The sequence below is a fragment of the Ruegeria sp. D7 genome, assembly GCF_056534355.1.
The window spans coordinates 157,450-173,609 of the sequence record NZ_JBQFPG010000008.1 but is presented as its reverse complement, the minus strand read 5'-3'; the positions used below and the strand labels follow the sequence as shown (position 1 = coordinate 173,609).

Annotated in this window: 19 protein-coding genes; 11 read left to right on the top strand and 8 right to left on the bottom strand. The window is 56.4% G+C overall.

Annotation, left to right across the window (positions count from 1 at the left end):
• Positions 1-100 precede the first annotated feature (100 nt).
• Positions 101-1,012: an FAD-dependent thymidylate synthase gene (gene thyX, locus ACRZ9U_RS13305; RefSeq protein WP_170393643.1), complete on the top strand. Its 912-nt coding sequence runs from the start codon at positions 101-103 to the stop codon at positions 1,010-1,012.
• 115 nt (positions 1,013-1,127) lie between these two features.
• Here thyX and ACRZ9U_RS13300 read toward each other — a convergent pair whose 3' ends face one another.
• On the bottom strand, positions 1,128-1,334 hold the full coding sequence (locus ACRZ9U_RS13300; protein WP_008758035.1) for a cold-shock protein: 207 nt from the start codon (positions 1,332-1,334) through the stop codon (positions 1,128-1,130).
• Positions 1,335-1,548: 214 nt separating this feature from the next.
• Here ACRZ9U_RS13300 and ACRZ9U_RS13295 point away from each other — a divergent pair, with 214 nt between their 5' ends.
• A complete protein-coding gene (locus ACRZ9U_RS13295; protein ID WP_480902036.1) occupies positions 1,549-1,866 on the top strand; it encodes an arsenate reductase family protein in 318 nt (105 codons plus the stop codon).
• A 42-nt stretch (positions 1,867-1,908) separates the two neighbouring features.
• On the top strand, positions 1,909-2,277 hold the full coding sequence (locus ACRZ9U_RS13290; RefSeq protein WP_170393641.1) for a hypothetical protein: 369 nt from the start codon (positions 1,909-1,911) through the stop codon (positions 2,275-2,277).
• Between the two features lies 1 nt (position 2,278).
• On the opposite strand, the gene ACRZ9U_RS13285 is transcribed toward ACRZ9U_RS13290, so the two are convergent.
• From ACRZ9U_RS13285 to thrS, 5 genes are all read right to left on the bottom strand, one after another.
• Positions 2,279-2,797 carry a DoxX family membrane protein gene (locus ACRZ9U_RS13285; RefSeq protein WP_170404850.1) on the bottom strand — a complete coding sequence of 173 codons (519 nt, stop codon included), beginning with the start codon at positions 2,795-2,797 and terminating at the stop codon, positions 2,279-2,281.
• Positions 2,794-3,555 carry an HvfC/BufC family peptide modification chaperone gene (locus ACRZ9U_RS13280; protein ID WP_170404854.1) on the bottom strand — a complete coding sequence of 254 codons (762 nt, stop codon included), beginning with the start codon at positions 3,553-3,555 and terminating at the stop codon, positions 2,794-2,796. Before ACRZ9U_RS13280 ends, ACRZ9U_RS13285 begins: the two co-directional genes overlap by 4 nt.
• A complete protein-coding gene (bufB, locus tag ACRZ9U_RS13275) occupies positions 3,552-4,409 on the bottom strand; it encodes an MNIO family bufferin maturase (protein WP_170404857.1) in 858 nt (285 codons plus the stop codon). Before bufB ends, ACRZ9U_RS13280 begins: the two co-directional genes overlap by 4 nt.
• Positions 4,410-4,480: 71 nt before the next feature.
• On the bottom strand, positions 4,481-4,783 hold the full coding sequence (locus ACRZ9U_RS13270) for a BufA1 family periplasmic bufferin-type metallophore (protein ID WP_010439128.1): 303 nt from the start codon (positions 4,781-4,783) through the stop codon (positions 4,481-4,483).
• Positions 4,784-5,004: 221 nt separating this feature from the next.
• Complete coding sequence (gene thrS / locus ACRZ9U_RS13265) at positions 5,005-6,963, bottom strand: threonine--tRNA ligase (protein WP_170404860.1); 1,959 nt, start codon at positions 6,961-6,963, stop codon at positions 5,005-5,007.
• A 216-nt stretch (positions 6,964-7,179) separates the two neighbouring features.
• Between thrS and ACRZ9U_RS13260 the strand changes: the two genes are divergently transcribed.
• The 4 genes from ACRZ9U_RS13260 (at position 7,180) to ACRZ9U_RS13245 (ending at position 10,355) form a co-directional block, all read left to right on the top strand.
• Positions 7,180-7,929, top strand: a complete 750-nt coding sequence (locus ACRZ9U_RS13260) for an alpha/beta fold hydrolase (protein WP_170404863.1) — start codon at positions 7,180-7,182, stop codon at positions 7,927-7,929.
• The gene (locus tag ACRZ9U_RS13255) at positions 7,929-8,936 is read left to right on the top strand and encodes an alpha/beta fold hydrolase (protein WP_170404866.1); all 1,008 of its coding nucleotides are present in this window, start codon (positions 7,929-7,931) and stop codon (positions 8,934-8,936) included. Before ACRZ9U_RS13260 ends, ACRZ9U_RS13255 begins: the two co-directional genes overlap by 1 nt.
• Positions 8,937-8,956: 20 nt before the next feature.
• Positions 8,957-9,571, top strand: coding sequence for a hypothetical protein (locus ACRZ9U_RS13250; protein ID WP_170406395.1), 615 nt, complete (start codon positions 8,957-8,959; stop codon positions 9,569-9,571).
• A 73-nt stretch (positions 9,572-9,644) separates the two neighbouring features.
• A complete protein-coding gene (locus tag ACRZ9U_RS13245; RefSeq protein WP_170393627.1) occupies positions 9,645-10,355 on the top strand; it encodes an alpha/beta fold hydrolase in 711 nt (236 codons plus the stop codon).
• Here the strand turns inward: ACRZ9U_RS13245 and ACRZ9U_RS13240 are convergent.
• Positions 10,352-10,936 carry a DUF6151 family protein gene (locus ACRZ9U_RS13240; RefSeq protein ID WP_170404869.1) on the bottom strand — a complete coding sequence of 195 codons (585 nt, stop codon included), beginning with the start codon at positions 10,934-10,936 and terminating at the stop codon, positions 10,352-10,354. The genes ACRZ9U_RS13245 and ACRZ9U_RS13240 overlap by 4 nt on opposite strands.
• Positions 10,933-12,204 (bottom strand): polyhydroxyalkanoate depolymerase, encoded by a 1,272-nt coding sequence (phaZ, locus tag ACRZ9U_RS13235; protein WP_170404873.1) that lies wholly within the window; start codon positions 12,202-12,204, stop codon positions 10,933-10,935. Before phaZ ends, ACRZ9U_RS13240 begins: the two co-directional genes overlap by 4 nt.
• 111 nt (positions 12,205-12,315) lie before the next feature.
• Here phaZ and ACRZ9U_RS13230 point away from each other — a divergent pair, with 111 nt between their 5' ends.
• The 4 genes from ACRZ9U_RS13230 to ACRZ9U_RS13215 all read left to right on the top strand — a co-directional run bounded on the left by ACRZ9U_RS13230 (position 12,316) and on the right by ACRZ9U_RS13215 (position 16,153).
• The gene (locus ACRZ9U_RS13230) at positions 12,316-14,118 is read left to right on the top strand and encodes a class I poly(R)-hydroxyalkanoic acid synthase (RefSeq protein ID WP_170404877.1); all 1,803 of its coding nucleotides are present in this window, start codon (positions 12,316-12,318) and stop codon (positions 14,116-14,118) included.
• A gap of 132 nt (positions 14,119-14,250) precedes the next feature.
• Positions 14,251-14,697 (top strand): phasin family protein, encoded by a 447-nt coding sequence (locus ACRZ9U_RS13225; protein ID WP_029621740.1) that lies wholly within the window; start codon positions 14,251-14,253, stop codon positions 14,695-14,697.
• A gap of 137 nt (positions 14,698-14,834) precedes the next feature.
• The gene (gene phaR, locus ACRZ9U_RS13220; protein ID WP_170404880.1) at positions 14,835-15,389 is read left to right on the top strand and encodes a polyhydroxyalkanoate synthesis repressor PhaR; all 555 of its coding nucleotides are present in this window, start codon (positions 14,835-14,837) and stop codon (positions 15,387-15,389) included.
• An 8-nt stretch (positions 15,390-15,397) separates the two neighbouring features.
• A complete protein-coding gene (locus ACRZ9U_RS13215) occupies positions 15,398-16,153 on the top strand; it encodes a trypsin-like serine protease (protein WP_170404883.1) in 756 nt (251 codons plus the stop codon).
• Positions 16,154-16,160 lie beyond the last annotated feature (7 nt).

Genomic DNA, 16,160 nt, shown 5'->3' with positions numbered 1-16,160 from the left:
CAATTCCGATTTAGCGCAATGCGCCGCACATATCGCGGTTCCGATGGCAAGCTTGCCGATATATAGTGGTCGGCGACTCATTGCTGGAAAGGATAATTTCATGCCTCTGTCTGCCGACCAACTGGCCGAGATCGAAGCTCAGCGCGCACAGTCGAGCCCGACCCGCCGCGTCGTTGCCGAAGGTATGGAAGATCATCTGTACACGGCACATCAGGTTCTGGATCACGGGTTTGTCCGCGTTATCGACTATATGGGCGACGATGCTGCGATCTGTCAGGCCGCGCGTGTTTCCTACGGCAAAGGCACCAAGTCGGTGCAAAATGATGAAGGCCTGATCCGCTATCTAATGCGCCACTGGCATTCGACCCCGTTTGAAATGTGCGAGATCAAGTTGCACGTCAAACTGCCCGTATTCGTAGCCCGCCAGTGGATCCGCCACCGCACGGCGAATGTGAACGAATATTCGGCGCGGTATTCGATCCTGGATCGAGAGTTCTATATCCCGGCACCCGAACATGTCGCCGCGCAATCCGAGGTTAACAATCAGGGCCGTGGAGACACATTGCAAGGCGAAGAGGCCGCGCGCGTGTTGGAGATACTGAAAGCGGACAGTGCGCGCTGCTATGACAACTACGAGGCGATGATCGGTCAGGACGGCCAGCAAGGGCTTGCGCGTGAACTGGCGCGGATGAACCTTCCAGCCAACATTTATACGCAATGGTATTGGAAGGTGGACTTGCACAACTTGTTCCACTTCTTGCGTCTGCGTGCCGACCCGCACGCGCAGTACGAAATCCGCGTTTACGCAGATACCATGTGCAAGATTGTCGCCGACTGGGTACCGTTTGCCTACCGTGCGTTTGAGGACTACCGCCTTGGCGCAGTCAACCTCTCGGCGCAGATGGTGACCTGCTTGCGTCGGATGCTCAGCGGTGAAGATGTCACTCAGGAAAACTCAGGCATGACCGCACGGGAATGGCGTGAGTTTGAGGCTGTTATCCGAGAGGGTTGATTCAACAGAAAACTGAGCACGTCCCAAGGTGGGCGCGTTCACTAGGGTTTGCGGTTAACGGCCTGAAATTGGCCGTCAACCTTCTTTTATCTTTCCCGCCGGGGCGGGCTGTGCCTTACAGCGGCTTCAAATCAGCAGCCATTTGGCGGCCGTCACGTCCGTCCTGCAACTCGTACGAGACTTTCTGATTGTCAGCGAGTCCGGTCAGACCGGATCGTTCTACGGCCGAGATATGAACAAACACATCTTTGCCCCCTTCGTCGGGCGCAATAAAACCATAGCCTTTGGTTGTATTAAACCATTTCACGGTGCCGGTTGGCATTTCCCGTGTCTCCTTCTACTTACAAGTTGTCCCACAAATTGGTGGGGGCCTTGGCTGGCAAAACCGCCACACGTCACTGTTCGCCCTCACGATACAGCCCGGGTCGCGTGTTTCGCCTTTTTCAACATTACACGGTGAAGTAAAAAATCAAGAATAACTGGGGCAGCCTGATGGGTTTGTCTAAATTTGCAGCGATTACAGGATTAGTTAGATAATGCAACTATATGGGTTAAAAACTTGCGATACGTGCCGTAAGGCATTGAAACTGCTTCCAGATGCGGTTTTCGTTGATGTCCGCGCAAAAGGGGTTCCCGAAAATGTGCTGTCCGAGGCGTACGAGACTTTCGGCAAAGCCTTGCTCAATACGCGATCAACAACCTGGCGGGGATTGGATGATGACACACGCAATCGACCGGTGCTCGCGCTGTTGGCTGATCATCCGACCCTGATGAAACGCCCACTGATAGTATCCGATGGTCAGATGTATCTGGGCTGGACGCCTGAAACCCGTCAGGCCCTTGGTGTTGCCTGAAGAACTGCTTATGTGACACGGGCAACAAGCGGAGACCTGTGAATGCGAAACGCTGCCATGATTTTAGGCGTCATTGCCGGGCTGATCGGGATGATCGTCGGTTTTTTTGGCTACGGCTTTGTGGAACTGATCGACCAGTTTGGTGAGATCGAAGGCATTGCCGAGCAGGTAGAGAACCCCGAGTTGATCCAGACGGCTTCGATCGTGGCGCCTTTGTTGGCAATCGTTGGCGGGGCGATGGCCCATTCGCGGGCTCTGATTGCAGGCATTTTGCTGCTGATTTCTGCCGCTGGGATGTACTACGCCTTTGGCTTCGGTGTTTTCACCATGTTCCCGATTGCCTTTGCAGGCGTAGCAGGGTTGCTCGGGCTCGCCGCAGGAAAACCGGACGAGCCCAAGGCACATTTCTAGGTCACTTCAGGCGTAATAACCGATCCAGAGACAGCGGACCCGCGCCGTTGATCACAATCACCAGCAGCAGGAATGTCCACATCACGCGCTGATCCATCAACGTAATTGCGTTGTCGAATAAGCTACCGAGTTTGACGCCATGCCCGGTGACATCGGTCAGTGTTTGAACCCAGACAAATCCGATCATGCCAAGCGCGGCAAGGCGCGTCAGCAGGCCGACCAGCAAAAGCACAGGCAGGACAAATTCGGCCACTGTGCCAAAGAAGATGACGACCCGCTGGAAAAAGGTCATCTGAGTCACATCATACAGCACCGCTTCGGCCGCTTTGGGAAAGATCTGACCGAAGGCTCCGGCCGATGGCGAAAAGATTGAGCCGTCGATTTTCAGCGTGGCCGAGTTCCAGTAGTAGACGAACAACACGGCGATAAAGACCACCCGAGCCAGGGTTGGTGTCAGCCAACCGGACGCGTGATCCGCTTTTTCCATCGCATTATTGTAAGTTGAGATCAGGGCAGTCATGTGTCCAGCCTTTCGATAGTCACAGAAGTTATTGCACCGCCCTGCAAAAGCAGTGCCAGAGTGGTTCCAAGATCAAATTCGGGTGTTTCGGCCATGGTGGATTCAAATGCCTTACCGATGGATTTGCCATCTTGAATCAGCGCGATCCATGCCGCACCACCGGGTGGCAAAGGGTGTGGGGCAGGGTCGTATTCGGGACGCATGATCAAAGTATCCTGAGCGCCCGCCTCAGGTTTCGGCGCGCCTTCTTCGGTGTTATATAGCCAGATCGCATGTACGGGCCAGCTTGAACGCAACACCTGCACCGACGGCGCGAGGGTCAGTTTGGCTTGCATCAAATCTTCCGGTGGCAAGCTGAGCGCTTCGGCATCTATGGGTTGTCGATCAGCGGCGTGGTAAGCCCTACGCAGCGCCAGTTCCAGACGGGCAACATCCGGCAGGTAGCCCAGATGCGACAACTGCTCCATTCCTTCCAGAAATTTAGGGAATTCCTCGCCATAAAACATCATCAGGGGTGAGGAGGGCGGGTGCTGGCGTAAGAATATTCCAGCCAGCCCGTCCATATTCTGCGGTCCCAACAGTTTTGTGATGACCGGGAAGGCCTGACGCATCGCCTCGGTCAGTGAGACGGCGACGTTGTTGCGATAGACGCTGAAGCGACGACCGGCGGGCTGCGCCTCGGCGTCCAATAGGCCATCAGGGATGGGCTGGCTGGCATCCAGCAGCGCGGTGTGGAATGTCGTTTGCGACACGCTCATGCGGGCACGCGATCCAGCGCTTTTTGCGCGCGCTCGGCTTCGGCCCGTAACACTGGCCAGTCCGGCACATCGGTGTCCCATTCAATCAACAGGGGTTTGGGGCCGGATTTGTCTAGTACGTAGTCCAGCAGCGCCCAGACCGGGTCCACCACTTCGCGCCCGTGGCTGTCGATCAGCAAGGGATGCCCATGATCGTCTTCGTCTTCGTCATGCCCGCCCAGGTGAATCTCACCGACTTGGTCCAGCGGGTAGGCATCAATATAGCCCTGCGGTGAGAAATCCAGATTGGTGGCTGAAACAAAGACATTGTTCACGTCCAGCAACAGCCCGCAGCCGGTGCGCCGGGTGATTTCGCGCAAGAAATCAGGTTCGGACCATGTGCTTTCCTCGAAGGCCAAATAGCTTGAGGGGTTCTCTAACAGCATTTGCCGCCCGACCACCTCTTGCACCTGATCGATATGGTCGCAAACGCGGGCCAGAGTCGCATCAGTATAGGGCAGAGGAAGTAGATCGTTCAGGAAGTGGCTGTCATGGGTTGACCAGGCCAAATGCTCCGAAAAGCTGGCCGGGTTCAACCAGCCGATAAGATGCTTCAGGCGGTCCAGGTGATCGGGGTCAAGTGGCGTTTCGCCGCCGATTGACAGCCCGACACCATGCACTGAAATGGGGAATTGTTCGGACAGGTGGCGCAGCTGTGCCAGCGGTCTGCCGCCGTCGCCCATGTAGTTTTCGGCATGGATTTCCAACCACGCCACAGGCTTGGCCTGCTCAAGAATCTGCGAGAAATGCTGTGGCTTGTAACCAACGCCCGGCGCGGCAGGCAGCCGGTTCGATCTGAGCGCATTGTCCAACATTTGCAAATCCCCTGATCACGTGGAAAGGGCGGGCGATCCTGCCCGCCCTTTCTGGTTCATTCGGAAAAGCCTTATGCAGGCAGGTCACGCTCCAGCGGCTCAAGCGAGCCTTTGCGATCTGCACCGTCTGCTGTTTTAGGCAGCTCGATGTCGGCGCAGGTGCCTGCGTCAACCAGGGTCCATGCGTTGCCCTGATAGTCGACGGTCGAAGTGCCCGCGCAAGTTGTGCCGGGGCCGGCTGCACAGTCGTTCTGACCTGCCAGAGAAACGCCATAGCACTTTTCTTTGGCCTGGGCTGTTGCGGTTGTGGCCGCGCCGGAAACGGCTGCAGCAACTGCGCTTGCGATAACCAGTGTTTTTGCAGTGTTCGACATCTTGGTAATCCTTGTTAATGACTGCGTATGTCTGCTTGTGACAACGACAAGGTAATGGTTCAGGGGCAGCAGTTGAATTCACGAGCCCGTGTCTCACAACCCCGTCAAAGGTCGTCATGCACCCTTGAACGTTAACAAATTGTTTTTGAATTGAAAAATGATATTTGTTTCAATCCGGCCCAAAATACCGGGCCGGATTTCTAGCGGTTTGCTGCCGAATGTTACAGCAGATCGGGGGGCGTTGCAGCCACGCTCAACTCATTTGTTACAGCCTCAAGCGATTGGACCTGCGTCTGTTTTTCGCCAAGGCGACGGACACTGACCGTGCGATCTTCGACTTCACGGTGACCGACGGCCAGAATGATCGGCACTTTGCCAACCGAATGTTCGCGGACTTTATAGTTGATCTTCTCGTTGCGAATATCCGCCTCGGCGCGGACGCCTGCTGCGCGAAGGGTGCTGACCACTTCGGCCACATACTCATCGGCCTCGGAGGTGATCGAGGCCACAACGACCTGGCGCGGGGCCAGCCAGAACGGCAGCTTGCCCGCGTGTTCTTCGATCAGAATGCCGATGAAACGTTCAAACGAGCCCAAGGTCGCGCGGTGCAACATAACTGGGCGGTGTTTGCCACCATCAGCGCCGATATACGTGGCGTCCAAACGCTCGGGCAGAACAAAGTCCACCTGATGCGTGCCGCATTGCCAATCCCGCCCGATCGCATCGGTCAGAACAAACTCGAGTTTCGGGCCGTAGAATGCCCCTTCACCCGGATTGAGTTCCGGCTCGATCCCAGCCGCGCGTGTTGCGCTGAGCAGGGCGGCTTCAGCCTCGTCCCAAACTTCGTCCGATCCTGAGCGTTTTTCCGGCCGGTCCGAGAATTTGACCGAGAAGTTCTCAAACCCGAGGTCTTTGTAGATACCGGACAGGAACCGAATGAACTCAGCGGTTTCAGATTCGATCTGGTCTTCGGTGCAGAAGATATGGCCATCATCCTGGGTAAAGCCGCGTACGCGCATGATGCCGTGCAGCGCGCCGGAAGGTTCGTACCGGTTACACGATCCGAACTCGGCCATGCGCAGAGGAAGGTCGCGGTAGGATTTGAGACCCTGATTGAAAATCTGCACGTGGCAGGGGCAGTTCATCGGTTTCAGGGCGTTGACCGCCTTTTCCCGTGCATGTTCCTCGTCCACTTCGACGATGAACATGTTCTCTTGGTATTTGTCCCAATGACCCGAAGCTACCCACAGCTTGCGGTCGACGACCTGAGGGGTGTTGACCTCAACATAGCCACCTTTGCGCTGCTGCCGACGCATGTAATCTTGCAGAAGAGTGTAGATGGTCCAGCCATTAGGGTGCCAGAAAATCTGCCCTGGGGCCTCTTCCTGCATGTGGAACAAATCCATCTCGCGACCCAGCTTGCGGTGGTCGCGCTTGGCGGCTTCTTCCAACATGTGCAGATGAGCCTTAAGCTTTTCCTTGCCGGTGAAGGCCACGCCGTAGATGCGCTGTAGCATTGCGCGGTCGCTGTCGCCGCGCCAATAAGCCCCGGCGATTGACATCAGCTTGAACGCGTCGCCTGGCAGTTGACCGGTGTGCTGCAAGTGCGGGCCACGGCAGAGATCCTGCCAGTGACCGTGCCAATACATGCGCAGTGGTTCATCACCCGGGATGGATTCGATCAGCTCAACTTTATAGGGCTCATTATTGGCCTTGTAGAACTCGATCGCGCGATCGCGATCCCAGACCTCGGTGGTCACCGGGTCACGCTTGTTGATGATCTCTTTCATCTTTTTCTCGATGAGGCCGAGATCTTCGGGCGTAAACGGTTCCTCACGGTCAAAGTCATAGTACCAGCCGTTTTCGATGACGGGGCCAATGGTGACCTTGGTTGCGGGCCAAATCTCTTGCACGGCTCGGGCCATGACATGCGCCAGATCGTGTCGGATCAGCTCATTGGCTTGCGCCTCGTCCTTCATGGTGTGAATAGCGATTTGCGCGTCGGCTTCGATTGGCCATTGCAGGTCCCAATGCTGTCCGTTCACCGTGGCAGAAATGGCTTTCTTCGCCAGCGAGGTCGAGATGTCGGCGGCGACCTGTGCGGGCGTAACGCCTGCTTCATAGGATCGGGAATTGCCATCGGGAAAGGTAAGGGAGACTGACTGTGAGTCCAGGGCCATATCGGCTCTCCTCGTCGGTTTGGCGCCCACTGAACGCCCGGTTGCGGGTTATGTATGCTCGGCTCATGTGGCAGGTGGGGACACAGGTGTCAAGGGCAGGAGCGAGGGGCCAGCCCCTCGCACTCCCCGAGGTATTTTTAGCCAGATGAAGAAGGATCGGGCAATTGCAGAGAGGTGCGTGACATGCATGATGGGCTGACAAGCAATGAGGGTAGCATGGCAGAGGCAGAATTTCTGGAAACCGCGCAGGGACGACGTCTGGCGTATCACAAGAGTGATGGGCGCGGGCCGACCATCGTTTTTCTAGGTGGCTTGAAATCAGATATGGAGGGCACCAAGGCGGTGCATCTGGAAGCGTGGGCGCGCGCGCGCGGGCAGGGGTTCCTTCGGTTTGACTATTCGGGGCACGGTGAAAGCTCGGGCGCCTTTACTGACGGGTGTATCGGGGACTGGCACGAGGATACGCTGGCTGCAGTTTCTCGGTTAACTGATGGTCCGCTGGTTGTTGTGGGATCGTCGATGGGCGGGTGGCAAGCGCTGTTGCTGGCGCGTGTCATGCCCGAGCGGATCGCAGGTATGGTGACAATTGCGGCGGCCCCAGATTTTACCGAGGACGGGTATTGGGCGTCGTTTTCGGACCAGCAAAAATCTGAACTAGAGACGGTTGGACATGTAGAACTGCCATCGGACTACATGGAGCCCTACGTCATCACCAAGCGGATGATTGAGGATGGGCGGCAGCGGTTGGTTTTGCGCGCTTCGCTTGATCTGCCTTTCCCTGTGCGTCTCCTGCAGGGGACAGCAGATACGGCCGTCTCGACCGATACGGCAGTGCGCCTGCTGGATCATGCCGCTGGTCCGGACATGCAACTGCTGCTGGTCAAAGATGCGGATCACAGGTTCTCGGATGAGCGATGCCTCGGGCTGATTGAGCAGGCTCTGCGAGAAGTCCTGGAAGGCACCTGATGCGTCGCCTCGGCTGGGTTTTGGGGCGGGTGCTGGTGGGTTTGACGCTGGTTGGTGTGTTGATCTACGCCTTTGGCCCGCGCGAGCCAGTGGACCTGCATCCGCGTTTCGATCCGCGCAAATTTGGCGAAGGCGTTCAGGTTTACTTTGAAAGCATCGAATCCGCCTATGATGACATCGTGCCAGGTATTGAAAAGCGCGTGATCTGGCAGGATGGTTTTGTTGAACAGCGGACAGCTTTTGCGGTGCTCTACATTCATGGGTTTTCCGCCACGTCTGAGGAGATCAGGCCAGTACCTGATCGCGTTGCGGACGCGTTGGGTGCCAATCTTGTCTACACAAGGCTTCAGGGGCATGGCCGCGATGGGGACGCAATGGCCGAAGGTACGGCGTCGGGCTGGATGCAGGATACAGCCGAGGCGTTGGCTGCCGCCAGGGCTGTTGGTGAGCAAGTCATTGTGATCGCAACCTCGACGGGGGCGACATTGGCCGCCGCGGCTGCGATGGATACGGAACTGAGCACTGATGTGGCTGCATTGGTTTTGGTGTCGCCGAACTTTGGCGTAAACTCGGCTGGTTCCTGGGTGCCATCTTTGCCGTGGGCCCGGCATTGGCTGCCGCCTTTGATGGGACAGGACCGGGATGTCTCAAGCACTGATCCCGAGAAGAACATCTTTTGGACAACTGTTTATCCGTGGGAGGCGGTCGTGCCGATGTTTGCCCTTGTAGATGCGGTCAATGCGCTGGACTTCTCGGGCGCGCGGGTTCCGGCGCTGTTCTGGTTTTCTGATGATGATCAGGTGGTGCGTCCGGAAAAAATGCATGAGGCGGCCAAGACCTGGGGTGGTCAGGCGATGGTTTCATTGGTGACAATGGGGCCCGGGGATGATCCGGCCTCACACGTGGTCGCGGGGCGTCTGATGTCACCGGGTCAGACCGACGCGGCGGTCGCGGGCATATTGGAGTGGCTGTCAGAGCAGGGGATTCCGAAGCAAAGCGGGGGCTGAATATGCGTAGACCGGGCAGTATGTGGAGCCTTGAGACGTTGGGTCGCGTGCGACTATCCCGGCATTTTTTCATGCGTGATTTTCTATATTCCGAGATCGGGAACTTTCACGAATTGCAAAATATTCCCGACAACCCTGATCTTGCGATCGAGACCGGGCGCGCGTTTTGCGAGACCCTGCTGGACCCGCTGGAAGAAACCTTTGGTCGTATCGCGGTGCGCTCGGGCTATCGCTCGCGATCACTGAACCGGTTCGGGAACGAGAACAGGTTGAACTGTGCCCGCAATGACAACCCGTTGGAGTGCCACATTTGGGATTGGGGCGAAGGTGACGCACGTGTAGCAGGGGCGTCGGTGGTAATTCCGTGGATTGCAGACCGTTATGCGCAGGGGCGCGATTGGCGCGATTTGGCGTGGTGGATGCATGACCATCTGGATTATTCCGAGATTTGGTTCTTTCCCAAACTATGCGCGTTCAATCTGGTTTGGCGGCCCAAGCCTGTACGGCGGATCGACAGCTACATCGCCCCGCGCGGCTGCTTGTTGCGGGCCGGGGCGGAGCCAGATGAACCGCTGGGCCAAAGGCAGGAACGCTATGCGGATTTCCCACCGTTTCGGGCGATCAGCTATCCGTGAAGTTTTGCTTGCCCGCCGTTGGCAAACCTCTCATCCTGTAACAAAACAATAACAACGAGCGGAGGGCACCGAGGTGATCGAGCCGTTGGTTTTGCTACCCGGATTGATGTGCGATGCACGGTTGTTTCAGGCGCAGATCACCGCGCTGTCGCGTGAACGTGCAGTTATGGTCGCACCGATCACCGGCGGTGAACGGTTCGAAGAAATCGCGCCGGGCTTGCTGGATCAACTGCCGCACCGGTTTGCTTTGTGCGGGTTTGGTCTGGGTGGTGGCGTCGCGCTTGAGATCGTGCGGCGAGCACCTGAGAGGGTGACACGACTGGCCTTGCTGGCGACGGATGCGCAGGCCGACACACCTCATATCGCGGCGAGTCGCGAAGACCTGATCGTTGGCGCGCAGGCGGGGAGGTTGGACGAAGTGATGCGCAAGCTGATCGGCTCGGACATGTTGTCTCCCGGTCCGCAACGCATCCCGATTTTGAACGAAGTGTTGCAGATGGCCGAGGAATTGGGCTCGGATGTGTTTGTGCGTCAGATAAGAACCCTGCAACGCCGTCCGGACCAACAAGGCACGCTGCGCCGGATCAGGATGCCCACGCTGATCATTTGCGGTGCCCATGATGCGGAGAATCCGGTCCGCAAGAATACCTTCATGGCTGATCTCATTCCGGATGCAGAGTTGCGCGTGATTGATGAGGCCGGGCACTATCCGACACTGGAAGCACCCGAATCCGTGATTGCGATGCTGCAGGATTGGCTCCGGAAACCACTGCGGCTGACCTAGTCGTAGAAAACCGCGCGCTGGTTCTTGGTCAGAACAGTTGGTTGCACCACCGGCCGACCGGTTTCAGAGTCAAAGAATGGCGTTTTCTTCCAGCTCCCGAACAGACGCGATTTTAGTACGCGTTTAAGCAGACCCATAGCGGCATAGCGGATTTTCTCATGAGACTGCTTGCCGTCAGCCCTTGGCACAAATCCACGCGTAGTAATGGGACCCAAACTGCTGGGGTGGGGAATACGTTTGACGATAAAACCCGCGAACGGAAATTTTGGAGTTGTCGGCGTCGTGGCCAGCGGCGCGTTGCAGCATCTGGCATACCATCGCAACATGCCCTTGGGGCTAAGTTGCATAGCTGCCAAGTGCTCGACCCCTGCATCGATCTTAATGTCTTCCGGTGACATCTGAAACACCTCGACTGGGTCGGGCGCAGGGTCGGGCTGTTCAAAATACAGCTGAGCCGCGCGGCAGTCATGGCAAAAACACACGACATGAGTGCCGGATACGACGCCGTGTTCAGTAATGCGCCCCGAAAGGGCGCCGCAATTGCAACGGAAAGGAAGGTCTCCTGCCGCTGCGCGGCTCATGCAACTTTGTTGCTATTGGCGGCTCGTTGACGGGGTTTGCGGCTGTTTTCATTCATGAAATCAATCACTAGCGGACGGATGTTGTCGCGCCAGCTGCGGCCCGCAAAAATGCCATAGTGACCCGCGCCGGGTTCAACATGGCTGGCCTTTTTGCTGTCGGGCAGACCCGTGCATAAATCCAGCGCCGCAATGCATTGCCCGGGGGCTGAGATATCGTCATTCGTGCCTTCGACCGATTTCACAGCCACATCAGTGATCTTGCCGATATCTACCTTGTGGCCGGCTACAACGAACTCGTTGCGCGCGATCTCACGGTTTTTGAAGACACGTTCAACGGTCGAAAGATAGAACTCGGCAGTCATGTCCATCACCGCCAGATATTCGTCATAGAACCGGTTATGGGCATCGTGGTCGGATGCCTCGTCACGAATAACGCGCTGGATCTGATCCGAGAACGCCTTGCTGTGACGTTCGGCATTCATTGACATGAACGAAGCCAGTTGTAGCAAGCCGGGATACACCATCCGGCCTACGCCCTTGTATTTGAAGCCAACCCGCTGGATCATCGTTTCTTCCAACTGACCCATCGTTACACGGCGACCAAAATCCGTAACCTCGGTCGGAGTTGCGTCGGGGTCGACGGGACCGCCGATCAGGGTCAGGGTACTTGGCTGCGCCTTCGGCTCGACCTCGGCCAGATAGGCGGTTGCGGCCAGAGTCAGCGGTGCGGGCTGACAAACCGCAATAACATGCGTATCGGGGCCGAGCTCTTTCATAAAATCGACAAGGTAGAGCGTGTAATCCTCTACATCGAACTTGCCTTCGGACACGGGAATGTCGCGCGCGTTATGCCAATCGGTAATGTAGACCTCACAATTGACAAGCAGGCTTTTGACGGTCGAGCGGAGCAGGGTCGCGTAATGCCCCGACATCGGCGCAACCAGCAGCACCTTGCGTGGCTGTTCTTTGCGTCCATTAACGCGGAAATGGATCAGGTCGCCGAAAGGACGCTCAAGCACGGTTGTGATATCGACCAGATGGTCCTTGCCGTCTTCGCAGGTAAAGGTGCGGATGCCCCAATCAGGCTTGACGACCATACGCTGAAATGTGCGCTCGGTTACTTCGCCCCAAGCGGCCATCCAGTTGAAGGCCGGGTTGGGTGTCATCGAGAACAGGGGGTAGGATGCCATCGCGCTTGCGGTTGCACCAAGCCATTGGTTGGTGTTACGCATGGTTTCCATCAGGTCATAGGTCATCATGTAGCGCATCGAATGTGCCTCCTGAGTATCAGCCTGAGAATTCGGACCATTCGCCGCTTTGCCCCCCGACGCCAACGACGTTATTCTGCACAGCAGCGAGACTAGGGGGGAATTGTTAAAATGACAACTACCGAAGACCAGACGCCAAAACTGACCGAAGAACATATTGAACGACTTAAAGAAAATATGGACAAAGTAGAAGAACTGTCCAAACGCCTGGTCGAGGTCATGGCCGGAAAAACGCCGCACACCCCCGCTCTGGATGGCCCGAATCAAGAGCTTTTTGCAAAAGCAGCAACTGCGTATTGGGCTGAAGCGTTTCAAAACCCCACAAAGCTGTTGGAGCAGCAAATTGAGTATTGGGGAAAATCGGTTCTCAACTTTGCGGAAGCGCAGAAAGCGATGACCCAAAGCGACGGGGATGTACCCCCAGCCGCTACCAAAGATAAACGGTTTGCCAATCCAATGTGGGAAACCAACCCCTACTTTCGCCTCATTCGCCAGCAGTACCAAACCAATGCCGAAGCGATCGCGCAGGCCGTCGCATCGGTTGACGATCTGGAAACCAAGGATAAACAGCGTCTGCAGTACTTCTCGCAACAGATCATAGATATGATGGCGCCAACGAATTTTCTGGCCACCAACCCCGATGCGCTGGAAAAGGCCATCGAGACCGAAGGGCAGTCCCTGATACAGGGGCTGGAGAACCTCGTGTCGGACCTTGAGGCCAATGACGGCGAAATGGTTGTCAGGCTGGCTGACGAAAGTGCCTTTGAGATTGGCGGGAATATCGCAACTACACCCGGCGACGTCGTCTATCGCAACCGAATGATGGAACTGATCCAGTATAAACCGGTGACCGAGACGGTGCACGAAACGCCGATCGTTCTGTTCCCGCCATGGATCAACAAGTTCTATATCTTGGACCTGAAGGCTCAGAACAGCCTGATTAAATGGGTGACCGAGCAGGGCTATACCCTGTTTGTGGTCAGCTGGGTGAATGCCGATAGTTCACACGCCGATATTGGGATGGAGGACTATATCCAGGAAGGGTTCCTGACCGCCATCGAAGAGGCGAAGAAAATCTGCAAGGTTAAGCAGGTCAATGCAGTTGGGTATTGCATCGCCGGTACGACGCTGAGCCTGACGCTTTCGCTGATGAAGCAGCGCGGCGACAAGTCGATCAAATCTGCCACTTTCTTCACCACCCTGACAGACTTTGGTGAGCAGGGGGAGTTCACGCCGTTCCTGCAAAATGACTTTGTGGATGGCATCGAAGAACAGGTCTCGAAGGATGGTATTCTAAAGGCATGGATCATCGGGCGAACGATGTCTTTCCTGCGATCCAGAGATCTCATCTATACGCCGGCGATCCGCAGCTACATGATGGGTGAAACACCGCCAGCGTTTGACCTGTTGTACTGGAACGGCGACGGGGCCAACCTGCCAGGTCGGATGGCGATCCAGTATCTGCGCGGTTTGTGTCAGAGCAACGATTTCGTCAACGACGGGTTCGAATTGCTTGGCCATAAGCTGCATATCAAGGATGTCGATGTGCCTTTGATGGCGATCACCTGCGAGACGGATCATATTGCCGCATGGAAGGATTGCTATCGCGGGGTGCAGCAGATGGGCGCGAAGTCGAAGACCTTTGTGGTGTCCGAGTCCGGCCACATCGCGGGCATCGTAAATCCGCCCAGTAAGAAAAAATATGGCCATTACACCAATCCTGAGCTGAAGTGTGATGCCGATACATGGCTGAAAGAGGCTGACTTCCACGAAGGTTCGTGGTGGCCGATGTGGGAAGCGTGGTTAAAGAAGCGATCAGGCAAGCAAGTTCCCGCGCGCGATACCGGCGATTCGGATCATCCACGCCTTTGCCCGGCTCCAGGTACCTATGTTTTGGTCAAGGCAAACTGCTGATATCATTTTGAAACTCAAAAATTTCTGCATTGCAGCAAGAAAAAACTTGCAATGCTGCGATGCAGCAATCATATTGCCTTCAAGCTGATGAGAACCGGGGTGGGCCCGGAACGGCTAGAAGGATTTAGGACAATGGCAAAGACCCAAGACTTTACCGCGACCCTGAAAGACATGATGGGCGCGTTCCCGGTTGACACAACCGCTCTGGAAGACGCATTCAAATCGACCGCTTCTCTGAACGAAAAGCTGTCGGGTGTTGCTCTGGACGCAGCTGAGAAATCGGCTGAAATCTCGAACAAATGGACCAAGGAAACCCTGGCCAAACTGACCGAGATGTCGAAAGCAAAAACCGAGCCTGCGGATTACGCAAAAGCTGCAACCGATTTCGCAAGCGCGTCGGCTGAAGTTGCTGCCGAAAACCTGGCTGCTTTCGCTGAGATCGCGAAAAAAGTTCAGACCGAAACCGTTGAGCTGCTGATGGCAGCTGGCAAAGACGCTGCAGAAGATGCAACCGCAGCCGTCAAAAAAGCCACCAACGAGGTAACTGCTGCAGCCAAGAAAGCAGCAACTGCCAAGTAAGGTAATTCTGCGACGCAGCACCCATTCCTCCCAAGCGGTGTGATCGCATCAGGGCGGGTCTTAGGACCTGCCCTTTCTTTTTGTTCTGCAGTCGCATAACCTCTGCTGCAACGCATCATCCTTGGGGAGGGTACAGGGTGTCGGAACAAGACAAACCGCTGCTGATCAAGCGCTATGCCAGCCGTCGGCTGTATAACACCGAGACCAGCGATTACGTGACGCTTGAAGATATAGCCGGTTTCATACGCGATGGCCGCGAGGTTCAGATCATCGACCTGAAAACCGGTGATGACCTGACCCGTCAGTATCTGCTTCAAATCATTGCCGAACACGAAAGCCGCGGCGAAAATGTTTTGCCGATTAATGTGCTGAACGATCTGGTGCGCAGCTACATGGTGCCGGGCGGGGGCATGATGCCGCAATTCCTGCAAAGCTCGTTCGACATGCTGCGCGAGAGCCAGTCCAAGATGATGGAAAACATGAACGCCATGAACCCAATGTCCCAGATGCCGGGGTTCGAGGCGATGCAGGCGCAGCAAAAGGCCTTTCTAAAAGCCATGACCGGTGGTCTGTCGGGAAACTGGTCGGGGCCGGATGATGAACAAGAAACATCGCCCGAACCCAAAGAGGATTTGGACGACATCAAAAAGCAACTTGCCGAGCTGCAGCAAAAACTATCGAAGCTGAGCTAGCCTGACCGATGCGCTGGCTGTCTGTTCTGGGCGCGTTGATCTGGGCCCAGACTGCACAGGCCCAAGGCCAGTTTACATCCGTGTGGGAACCTATCTGCACAATGGGTCGGGATACGGCTGCGGGCTGCGACGAGATTCGCGCGCGCGAAATTCTGGATGCAACGACCCCGCCCTGGCGCGCCATTGGCCGGGTCAATTTTGCCAGCCGCAGTCAGCGGTCCCATTGTACAGGCGTGCTGGTGTCTGAGCGGCTGGTTTTGACCGCGGCACATTGCTTGTACAACAGCGCGCGCAACCGCTGGATTCCTCCGGCCAGTATCCGGTTTGCCGCAGGGTATCAGCGCGGCGAGGCTGCCGCCGTGTCCACTGTATTGGCCTATCGGCTGGATTCGGAACAGGGGCGCGACGGTGTATTCAACAATCGCGCCGATCTGGATTGGGCCGTGTTGGAGTTGGCCGAGCCAATTGGAGAGCAGGTTGGTTTTTTCGATATTTCCCGGACTGTCCCGCAGATGGGCTCGTTCGTGGGCTATCCCGGATTGCGGCCTCACGTGCTCAGTCGCACCGATAGCTGTAATGCCGCACAGGCCGGCCAAGGGCTGATGCGCGCGATCTGCCCCGTCATGATGGGGGATTCCGGTGCACCGTTTCTGACGCAAACAGAAACCGGGCTCGCCGTTGCCGGGATTTTGTCACGCGTCGCGCCAACCCCCGACGGGATCGACGCATTGTTACTTTCAGTTAACGACCTTGATCTGCAATAGAACTGAC